We start from the raw sequence: 10,674 nt of genomic DNA, 5'->3' as shown, positions 1-10,674 counted from the left end.
AATACGGAATATCGTATAACTTATAAGCAATTGACAAATGGCTAAAAAGAAACAAAAACAAGAAGATGTCATGAAGATTTTAAGTGAAATCCGTCCAAAAGAAAAGGAACAAACTCCTGTTCCTTTCGATGAGCTATTGCTGAAAACGATAAACGTTAAACCACGCAAAACAAGAAAGAAGAAAAACTGAGAGACTTATTCAATCTCTCATCATTTTACGCCATTGTTCTTCTTCGTATATTTCTTGCATTCTCTTCTCTTGGGTTTTACCGCTTAGCAGTACAGAAATCAATCCTATTACATACGTAACAAGAAAGGGAGCAAAAAGAAAAGCAAACGTTACACCCTCTATCTGTAAGAAGAATAAATCAATCCCAAGAGGTATTAAGAAAGGAAATAAAGTCCAGCCCCAAAAGCTGCGTCCTCTTTTCTTAGCCAGAGAACCAATAGTCGTAAAGATACATAGAATAATAGCCCAAACAGCTATCATAAAAAACCAAGCAGTAAGAACATCTTTGTCCATAGATTTAGAAGTTTATACCTCTGCAACCTATGAGGTGATTAGCAATAAAAAGAAGTGGGTTGCCGTCCTTGCATACTCGTTAGGTATCGCCAAACACCCGTACATACGCATAGACAGGCAACCCACCATATGGGCTGTCCACTATGCCTTGTATATACCTTCTTGAGATTGGCGATTTCAACGAGTATAAGGCACTCCTAATTTTCTAATAAGTTGTTCCAAAGAACAATGCAAAGATACAGAAAAATCATAGTATCTTTGCAAAAACTAAAAGTTGATATTATGAGCTTACCTTATAGAAAAGATATTGAACAAGATTTAGAGAATGAAGTATTCCCCAAGAGACTTGCAAATATCCCAATAGATATTCCTGAAGAGGATATGGAAGAAGAGACAAATGAATCTTCCGAAACTCAGGATGAAGATTAACGTAATCCTGACAATCTGAGAATTTCATCTTTCTTCAAATTGTCCTCCGTTGGATGATAAATTTTCTGTATAGCTTGGTCTATATACACGTGATATTCCTTCGGGTTATACCTATATAGATACTCTTGCAATTCATTTTCTTCAATTAGGAGTTTTTCCATATTCTCCCGCACTTTATAAATCGGAGTTATTGATTCACCTGTAGGTGTGAACATTTCCGATAAACGGAACGCTTCTTGGATTTTTCTTTTGTCAAACATATCTACAAAGTTTAATATTCTATACGGTATTAAACTTTGTTAATAAAGAGTAGTTTAGAGCTTGGTTTTGTTACCAAAGTTTCTTAGGTTAATTCGTATATAATTACCTATATTTTTTTTCATATATCTTTTTTTCAATGCGAATTCTCCTATAAAGAGAATTCGCATTGTTTTTAGTATAAATTGCTTTTGCTCATTGATGAACAATCATTATCTTCTATATAACAAAATTTCTCATGATGCATGTTTTTTGATTTGATTCTGTATTTTTTCGAGTTCGATTTACATTCTGATAAGCTTTTTGACAGGCATCCCTCTCTCCGGCAATAATAGACGAAATAATTGCCTGTCCGGATTTTTCCAAAATATCACTGATCACGTTCGTTAGTTTTATATCCATCAACTCCATTGATTTTTGAATGTGGAGAACTTCCCGGCTGGCCGACTTCATCAGGTTATCCCGGTGAAGGCTGAGATTACGTATGCGATGCGCATGATTATCCGGTTGGAAACTGGCTTTTAGCAACCCGTAACTATGTAGCAGCATGATCCATTCGGCATCCACCTGGTCGGTTTTCTTCTCTCCGATATTTTTGATCGCTTTGGCATTAACCAACAGTACGTCAAAACCGGACTCCTCCAATACCATGTACAATTGAACCCAGTAAACACCTGTGGATTCCATTGCTACCGTTTCTATGCCACACGGTTTTAACCACTCCACGATGAGGTATAAGTCTTCCGTAAATGTGCCGAAACAACGATTATTGTCGCCGTCACGATCTTCGGGAACACATACTTGCATTTCTGTTGATGAAACATCAATACCTGCCGCGTTCAGATTAACAACTTCAAGCTTTAATCCTTTGATGGTCTTCGTTTTTTCGCTTTATACGTTTACGCGGAAAATCTTAACTTTGCATACAGATAACAGAGTTATTTGAAAGCATGAAAAACTAAGTGTATATCAGCACTTTCTCATCTACTTATCCGTTGCCTTTTTCATGCGAAATTTTTCCAGATTGCTGAAAGTCAAGCAAGTTCCCTCTGACTGCAACAATAGTATGTAAAAAATATCGTATAACAGAAGAATATGACACGACAAAGTAAGTTGCTGAAAATTATCCTGTTTATAAGATAATAGAGCTTCTTATATCACCAATGTATCATTCTTTTACAGAATATTGTTCCAATAATTTCGGGTTGAATTGGTGCATCATGCTGAACGCTTTTTGCATTGTTTGCTCTTCCATTCTCTGTTGCAAGGTATCACCAGTAGAGGTAGAGTAATACCCTTCTAGTGAGCCATTTGCGATTTCTTTCAAGAGAATATCTCCAGCATATGGTACACCCCGCATATAGAATGTTTGTGCACGTTGTAATAAATCGTCAATCAATAAGCTGTACTCTTCTTTGTTATATTGCTGATAAATACTGGTGATCAGCAACTGGTGAGTAATATTATTCCATACCACCTCGGAGAGTGTATTTGACAGTTGTGCCGGTTTTAACCGTACAAACCAGTCGAGGTTCCTGTTTATCCTGTCGTTAATTTCTTCGATAAGTGCCTCAGCCTTTTCTTTCTCACCCAGTCTGTAATATGATTCGGCAAAATCTAATCCTTCTGTACCGTAAGGCATGGTGGAAGGGGGTATCATTGTAGTGATTTTATCCAGTGCATTGAACGCTTTTTCGTTTTCACCTGCATCAATTAGTGCATCCACTAGTTGTGCAAAAGAAAGACGGAGCCTGTTAAGTACCCTTCGGCAATTTTCATCGAAATAGATATCGGGATTCTTTTCGAGCCCACCCCATCTGATCTTATTCATCATATTATCATATGTTGCGTCTATATTTACACTATCATAAAGAGGTACACCCGGTACAACCTGGTAAGTGAGACCATTGAGTGAGAAATTGCGGCTATGCATGTTCAGGAAGAGGTCATCGGGAATAGTAGTAGCGAAATGAATGGGACGCTGCCAGTTGTCGTCGTTGATATTGGTGAGGAGTTCCATAATCATTTGTTCACCAAAAGAAACGGAGGATTTGCCTCTTAGATCAATGTACATCTTGTCGGATGGTTTTGCGGCAAGTGTTTTCCAATCTACCTTCATGGTATCCACGTTAAGTGTCAGGATATTACCCGGAATAACAGGCATATCTCCAATATCGTAAAGTTGAGTCATCGGCTTATTTTGCCCTGTCTTTAGATTCTCCATAGTCTGCTTCAGGGAAAGCGTGTCTTTAAATGTATTCACATCGAAATAGGAGCTGAATGAAATGGGTAGAATCTTTCTCTCACGGAGCTTGTCTTCGTGTTGCTTTCTGGTGATAATGAATGCACTGCTTCCCGATTTTTCAAAATATTGCTGAGGTGTCCACTTAATAGGTAGCGGTTCCGACTCGTAGGCTTGTCGCATCAACTGGTCTATATACCATTTCACCTGCAGGAAGCTGAGGTTGGTCACACGCACGTCGGTACGGAATCCTTCGGTTTCCTGTACATACCAAAGCGGGTAGGTGTCGTTATCCCCATTGGTAAAAAGGATAGCATTTTCACCTGCGCAGCTCAGATAATTCATACCGGTATCCCTTGCCAGAGTCCTTTCTGAACGGTCGTGATCATCCCAGTTCTGGGAAGCCATTTGTATGGGGATACAGAGTGTTGCTGCGGTGACAAGGGTGGTAGTGACGGTGTTGTTGTTCATATATTTCCTCAGGAAGGAACTGATTCCCGCAACCCCAATCCCTATCCAGATTGAGAAAGCATAGAAGGATCCGGCATAGGCGTAGTCGCGCTCTCTTGGTTCGAAGGGAGTCTGGTTCAGGTAGAGGACAATGGCAATCCCGGTCATGAAGAAGAGCATAAAAACGATCGCAAAACTCTGTTTGCCTCTCTTTTTCAATTGCAACTGGAAAAGGATGCCTATGATACCCAGTAGCAACGGAAGCATATAGTATTTATTATGCCCCTTATTGTTGACAATACTGGGGGCTATATTGTCCTGGGGTCCCAGGCCCAGCACATGTGCGTCGAAGAAGGGGATCCCGGTAATCCAGTTTCCGGATGTAATTCCACCATAGCTCTGGATATCATTTTGTCTGCCGGAGAAGTTCCACATGAAATAACGCCAGTACATGTGATTGATTTGGTAGTTGAAGAGAAATTTCAGATTTTGAAAGAAGGTCGGTGGAATATTCTCATCAGTGACACCGCCCCAAACGCGATATCCCCGGATATGATTTGTAAAATTGGGATTTGTAGCCGGATCGGAATGCATACGTGTAAACAGCATTGAATGCGTATATTTATACGCATCAACCGCAGTAGATACAACATAGCGATCCTTTTGATCAGGTGAAGTTTTTATGATTCGATTGTATTGTTTCTTTTCGGTGTAAACGGCACTTCCATCGGCACTCCTCTCCACATCGGAAGCATATGTACTACCATAAAAAAGAGGTCTATTCCCGTACTGTTCGCGACTTAACACGCTCCCGAGTGAAAAGATATCTCTCGGCGAGTTCAGATCGAGCGGAGGATTGGCGTTTGACCGGATAGGGATCATGGCAAAGGAAGAAAATCCTATAAGGATGACCAACAGGCAGGTAGCCGCAAGATTAATGAATTTGATTTCCAGTTTTTTATATCTGAATATGAAATAGGCTCCTGTAGCAATGAGCATGACCCACAGCCAGGCACTGTTACTGATAAAAAGAATACCTGTCAACCCCAAACTGATAAAGAATGCTGTTTTGGCACGACTCTCTTTCCCCTTCGGGAAGAATGTCTCATAGAGCGTCCAACCGATCACACCTGTTAAAAGGATAATATAGACGAATGTGCCTGTATGATAGGAAAATCCCAACGAGTTCACAAAGAATAGTTCGAACCATCCTCCTATTTTTGTAAAACCGGGAATGATTCCCCACATTAATACAATAATAAGGCCAAAAGAGAGTAACAGGGCTTTGATACCGCCTTTCCAGTCGGGTGCCTCGTTTTTCTTGAAATAGTAGACCAATACGATAGCCGGAATGCACAGCAGATTGAGAAGGTGTACGCCAATGGATAATCCCATCACATAGGCAATTAGTACAATCCATTTGTCGGAGTCGGTTTTGTTGGCATTATCCTCCCATTTGAGAATCAGCCAGAACACCAGAGCAGTGAGCATGGAGGAGAAAGCATATACTTCACTCTCAACGGCAGAGAACCAGAATGTGTCGGAGAAAGTATAGGCTAATGCGCCCACGAGTCCGCTGCCGATTATCGCGATCGTCTGACCTGTATTGAGCACACCTTCCTCTTTTGTGACAATAAGTTTACGGGTCAGATGGGTGATGGTCCAGAAAAGGAATAAAATTGTAAATGCACTCAACAGCGCCGACATGATATTGACCATTTTTGCCACTTGGGAAGGGTCGGAAGTAAACTGAGAGAACAGATTTCCAACCAGCATGAAGATTGGTGCGCCGGGGGGATGACCTACTTCCAGCTTATAGGCTTGGGTTATGAACTCTCCACAGTCCCAGAAACTTGCTGTCGGTTCAACAGTCATTAGATATACGATCGCCGATACACTAAATACGATCCAGCCTGAGATTAAATTAATTAGTTTATAGTTTCTCATTTCAGATTTTTTTCTTTGAAATGCAAAGATGTAAATTTTTTAAGAGATATGTAACCGAACGATCCTAAATATTGTCTAAAAGATGTACTTTTGATCCCCCTTACGTCAATATTAGGATGTAAAGATCGTACAATGCAAAATAAAATCAATCTTATGAAACGGGTACTATCAACCTTATTGGTTGCTTTTTTATTTTATCCCTGCAAGCACAGAGTTTTTTGGAATAGTAAAGGATAAAGAGAATAATCCTCTCGAGTTTGTAAACGTAGCATTTATGCCTTACCTCTTAAAAGCGGAAGGTCCGCGAATCACTTCGCAGACCTTCCTTGTTAACACAATCTTCATGAAACAAACTACACTATCGAGTTGATTGCAGAATGATAATCCGGCTCCCGTGCAATCTCAGGAACCAGTTCCGTATATACTACCTTCCCTTCCGGATTTACTATTACCACAGCCCGGGCCAAAAGACCTTTTAATGGGCCGTCTACCATCAGCAGACCATAATCTTCACCGAATGACCTGTTACGGAAACAGGAAAGAGTAATAACATTTTCAATACCTTCTGCAGCACAAAATCTTCCGGCAGCAAAGGGCAGATCAGCAGAAATACAAAGCACTACTGTATCCTTCAGCGAAGCAGCTTCCTGATTGAAGCGACGTACAGAAGCAGCACATACACCGGTATCGATACTCGGGAAGATATTGAGAACAGCATATTTCCCCTTGAAATCCGATAATTTAGCTTCTGAAAGGTCTCCCTTTACCAACGTGAAATCGGGTGCTGTCGCGCCTTTGGTAGGCAACTCCCCGGTTGTCTGAACAGGATTACCTTTAAATGTGATACTTGCCATTATATTATTGCTTGTTTAAAATTGTTTTTAATTGTCCCTTTTGCGTAATCTCTAAACAAAGAGTTGATTTAAATGTTCATATCAATGACATTTTTAACTTTAAATACAGTTTTTAATAACTCATCTTTGAGATAAACGGCTGTATAACTCTCTTGGTTATCCACGATCTCTTCGGGTGTTCCTTTAGCCAGAATCTGGCCTCCACGCTCTCCTCCTTCCGGACCCAAATCAATGATATAATCGGCACACTTGATCATATCAAGATTATGTTCGATGACAATAACGGTATTACCCTTATCTACTAATTTGTTTAAAACACCCAATAGTACGCGGATATCCTCAAAGTGTAACCCGGTAGTGGGCTCGTCTAGCACATAGAGGGTATTTCCTGTATCTATGCGTGCCAGTTCAGTCGCCAGTTTTACCCGTTGGCTCTCTCCTCCCGACAGGGTAGTGGAGGGCTGTCCCAGCTTGATATATCCTAACCCTACTTCCTGCAGCACCTTTATTTTGTGGAGGATCGCCGGTACATTTTCAAAAAATTCTACCGCTTCGTTAATGGTCATGTCCAGTACATCGGCGATCGATTTTCCTTTAAATCGCACTTCCAGTGTTTCGCGATTGTATCGTTTGCCGTGACACTCTTCACAGGGAACCATTACGTCGGGCAGGAAATTCATCTCGATGGTTTTATATCCGTTGCCACCACATTTTTCGCAACGTCCACCTTTTACATTGAAGGAAAACCGTCCCGGTTTATATCCGCGAATTTTAGCTTCCGGCATACCGGCAAACAGCGTACGGATATCGGAGAAGACTCCGGTATAAGTAGCGGGGTTAGAACGGGGGGTACGTCCTATAGGAGATTGGTCTACACTTACAATCTTATCGAGGTGTTCCATCCCCTTGACCGATTGATAGGGTAGAGGATCTTTCAACGACCGGTAAAACTTCTGGCTGAGAATAGGCTGTAATGTTTCATTGATCAATGTCGATTTCCCACTGCCGGAGACACCTGTCACACAGATAAGCGTACCCAACGGAAATGTTGCCGTTACATTTTTCAGATTATTACCCCATGCTCCTTCAATCGTGAGCTTTTCACCGGAACCCTTCCTCCTCTTTTCGGGGATAGCGATCTCTAATTTTCCATTCAGATAGTTGGAGGTAAGTGTATTTCTCTTCAACATTTCCGAGGGAATTCCTTCAAAAACCACGTCGCCTCCTTTCTGTCCGGCAAATGGACCCATATCCACAATATAGTCGGATGCCAGCATCATATCCTTGTCGTGTTCAACCACTACTACTGAATTGCCCGAATCACGCAGTTTCTTCAACGAGTCGATCAGGCGATGGTTATCCCGTTGATGTAATCCGATACTGGGTTCATCAAGTATATAAAGTACGTTCACCAGTTGCGAACCAATCTGGGTGGCAAGGCGTATGCGTTGGCTTTCACCGCCTGAGAGGGATGCCGATGATCGTGAGAGTGAGAGGTAACCCAGTCCTACATCCAGCAGGAACTGAAGTCTCGAAAGAATCTCTTTCTTGATCTCTCCTGCGATGAGCCGCTGCTTTTCCGTAATCTCAGTTTCAGAAGAGACCATCCAATTATACAGTGACTGTATATCCATCTCCGCCAGTTCAGCGATATTTTTTCCGTTGATCTTGAAATGGAGCGCTTCCCTGTTAAGGCGTTGGCCACGGCATTCGGGACAGACAGAGGTGGTGATGAACTGGCCTGCCCACTTTTGGGCAGTCGCTGAAGCTTCGTCCTCCTGCTGCATTTCAATATATTTGGTTATACCTTCGTAAGAGACCATGTAGTTGGAGTTACCAAGCGACTCATTCTTTATTTTGAGCCGTTCGTCAGTGCCGTACATGATCTCATCGATCGCTTCCTGTGGTATATCCTTTATGGGTGTTTTCAATGTCACACCGTATTTCTCGCAGATGGCCGCGATTTGCCAGAAGAGCAGATTACTTCGTTCCTTTCCGAGCGGAGCAATACCTCCTCCTGCAATACTTAATTTAGGGTCGGGAACAACCTTTTCGATATCGATCTGATCGACAGAACCGATCCCCTTACAGCGGGGACAGGCTCCCTGCGGAGAATTAAAAGAAAAATTATGGGGTGCCGGCTCATTGTAGGAGAGGCCGGTAGTGGGACACATAAGGCTACGGCTGTAGTGGCGTACCTCGTTGGCTTCCACATCCTGTATAAGGATTAAGCCGGAACCCTGCTTCATAGCCGTACGTACACTACTCTGTAACTTGTCGGCGAACTTATTGGATACGATCAGTTTATCGATCAGTATTTCGATGCTATGATTTTTGTATCTGTCTACCCGCATGCCGGGAATGATCTCCCTGATTTCGCCATCGACCCTCACATGGAGGTATCCCTTCTTTCTGATCTGTTCGAAAAGCTCCTTGTAGTGTCCTTTCCTGTTTCTTACAACAGGAGCAAGGATATAGATCTTTTTACCAATATACTTCTCCAATATCAGTTCCAGTATCTGACTGTCGGTATACTTTACCATTTTCTCCCCGGTGATATAAGAGTATGCCTCACCGGCACGGGCATAAAGCAGACGGAGAAAGTCATATACTTCGGTGGTGGTACCGACCGTAGAACGCGGGTTTTTATTGGTAGTTTTCTGTTCAATGGAAATAACCGGACTTAAACCGGTGATCTTATCCACGTCGGGACGTTCCATTTTTCCAAGAAATCCTCGTGCATAGGCAGAGAAAGTCTCTATATAACGGCGCTGACCTTCGGCAAAAATGGTGTCGAAGGCGAGTGATGATTTACCGCTGCCGCTCAATCCCGTGATTACCGTCAGGGAGTCGCGGGGTATCGTCACGTCAATATTTTTTAGGTTGTGTACGCGTGCACCGTACACCTCTATCTGTTCTGTTTCGGATGCCATAATGATAGTAAACGCATTATAATCTGAAAAAGTTTACTTCACCACCCATGCAGTATTGTGTACCTTTGGGTTCTCTCCTTTTTTATAATAGAGGTCGTCCTGCGTAGGAATAAGTAGGGTGTAGGTTTTCCCCGACGTATTATTCAGACTGGTACCTCTTAACCAGGAGTTGAAGTCCTTCAACTGTGCATAGGTGATGTTGTGTTGTTTGGCAAAAGCGACCAGGTCGGGTATGGAAGTAGATACTTTTACTTCTTTGAATTGCATCGGTTTATAGAGGTGCTCCGCTTTGATAATGAATCCGTATTGTTGCGGATTTTCGAAAATCTGTTTCATTGCGAGCATACGGTAGTAGTAGCGGCTGGTTTCTTCCACTAACCAGAGATCGAGCGAGTCGTCAACCCCTTGTTCTTTCAATCCGGCGGTGATCCGCCCCTGACCACCGTTATATGCCAGTGCAGCGGCGCTCCATGATCCCAGTCTTTGATAGGCATCTTTCAGATAACGGCAGGCAGCAACAGTCGATTTTTCTACGTGATAACGTTCATCCACATTGGTTGTAGCTTCCAGACCATATTGTTTACCTGTCTCCTGAAGGAATTGCCAAAGTCCGACAGCACGTGCGGGGGATACCGCCCTTGGATCGAGACTGCTTTCTATTACCGCAAGGTATTTCAGGTCGTCGGGTACCCCTTGCTGTGTGAGAATCGGTTCGATGATCGGGAAAAAACGGTTGGCCCGTTTAAAAAGCAGCATGGTGGTAGAGTGGAAATAGGTGAAACTATTCAATTCCCTATCCATCCGCTCCCGTTTATCATAACGGTCGAAAGCTATTCGTTCTCCTGCGAACTCCATGCTTTCAGGGATCTCTACCGAGGCGGTCATAGCAAGAACCAATGGTCTTTCCGATTCAGTTTTTTCAATATCGTGTCCCGAAGTGAGGGATATGACAAGAATCCCTAATCCTGTTATTATCAGTATGGATAAAAAAATAAGTAATGTTGATTTCTTCATTCTTGTTTTCTGTAGGAAGTATAA

8 protein-coding genes are annotated in these 10,674 nt (G+C 42.4%); 2 read left to right on the top strand and 6 right to left on the bottom strand.

Translation table 11 applies throughout. The features are described 5' to 3' along the window. Positions 1–37 precede the first annotated feature (37 nt). Complete coding sequence (locus VB073_RS13190) at positions 38–190, top strand: hypothetical protein (protein ID WP_323404654.1); 153 nt, start codon at positions 38–40, stop codon at positions 188–190. A gap of 9 nt (positions 191–199) precedes the next feature. Here VB073_RS13190 and VB073_RS13185 read toward each other — a convergent pair whose 3' ends face one another. Then, positions 200–523, bottom strand: a complete 324-nt coding sequence (locus VB073_RS13185; protein WP_323404653.1) for a hypothetical protein — start codon at positions 521–523, stop codon at positions 200–202. 228 nt (positions 524–751) lie between these two features. On the opposite strand from VB073_RS13185, the gene VB073_RS13180 reads away from it, so the two are divergent. After that, entirely contained in the window at positions 752–952 is a 201-nt protein-coding gene (locus VB073_RS13180; protein WP_323404652.1) for a hypothetical protein, read from the top strand. 477 nt (positions 953–1,429) lie between these two features. On the opposite strand, the gene VB073_RS13175 is transcribed toward VB073_RS13180, so the two are convergent. The 5 genes from VB073_RS13175 to VB073_RS13155 all read right to left on the bottom strand — a co-directional run bounded on the left by VB073_RS13175 (position 1,430) and on the right by VB073_RS13155 (position 10,650). Further along, a complete protein-coding gene (locus VB073_RS13175) occupies positions 1,430–2,038 on the bottom strand; it encodes an IS110 family transposase (protein ID WP_323404655.1) in 609 nt (202 codons plus the stop codon). Between the two features lie 340 nt (positions 2,039–2,378). Beyond that, positions 2,379–5,849 (bottom strand): protein O-mannosyl-transferase family, encoded by a 3,471-nt coding sequence (locus VB073_RS13170; protein WP_323404651.1) that lies wholly within the window; start codon positions 5,847–5,849, stop codon positions 2,379–2,381. 353 nt (positions 5,850–6,202) lie between these two features. Continuing rightward, complete coding sequence (tpx, locus tag VB073_RS13165; RefSeq protein WP_323404650.1) at positions 6,203–6,703, bottom strand: thiol peroxidase; 501 nt, start codon at positions 6,701–6,703, stop codon at positions 6,203–6,205. A gap of 68 nt (positions 6,704–6,771) precedes the next feature. Further along, positions 6,772–9,636, bottom strand: coding sequence for an excinuclease ABC subunit UvrA (gene uvrA, locus VB073_RS13160; RefSeq protein ID WP_323404649.1), 2,865 nt, complete (start codon positions 9,634–9,636; stop codon positions 6,772–6,774). Positions 9,637–9,669: 33 nt separating this feature from the next. Further along, positions 9,670–10,650 (bottom strand): lytic transglycosylase domain-containing protein, encoded by a 981-nt coding sequence (locus VB073_RS13155; protein WP_323404648.1) that lies wholly within the window; start codon positions 10,648–10,650, stop codon positions 9,670–9,672. Positions 10,651–10,674: the final 24 nt, after the last annotated feature.

Origin of the sequence: Proteiniphilum sp. (assembly GCF_034927365.1) — a bacterium.
Classification (GTDB): domain Bacteria; phylum Bacteroidota; class Bacteroidia; order Bacteroidales; family Dysgonomonadaceae; genus Proteiniphilum.
This window is presented reverse-complemented; position numbering and strand designations above follow the sequence as displayed.

What these genes read in the sequence shown, in the direction of transcription:
- VB073_RS13190 (WP_323404654.1), top strand. Translation starts at nt 38, where the DNA reads ATGGCTAAAAAGAAACAAAAACAAGAAGATGTCATGAAGATTTTAAGT.
- VB073_RS13185 (WP_323404653.1), bottom strand. Translation starts at nt 523, where the DNA reads ATGGACAAAGATGTTCTTACTGCTTGGTTTTTTATGATAGCTGTTTGG.
- VB073_RS13180 (WP_323404652.1), top strand. Translation starts at nt 752, where the DNA reads ATGCAAAGATACAGAAAAATCATAGTATCTTTGCAAAAACTAAAAGTT.
- VB073_RS13170 (WP_323404651.1), bottom strand. Translation starts at nt 5,849, where the DNA reads ATGAGAAACTATAAACTAATTAATTTAATCTCAGGCTGGATCGTATTT.
- tpx (WP_323404650.1), bottom strand. Translation starts at nt 6,703, where the DNA reads ATGGCAAGTATCACATTTAAAGGTAATCCTGTTCAGACAACCGGGGAG.
- uvrA (WP_323404649.1), bottom strand. Translation starts at nt 9,636, where the DNA reads ATGGCATCCGAAACAGAACAGATAGAGGTGTACGGTGCACGCGTACAC.
- VB073_RS13155 (WP_323404648.1), bottom strand. Translation starts at nt 10,650, where the DNA reads ATGAAGAAATCAACATTACTTATTTTTTTATCCATACTGATAATAACA.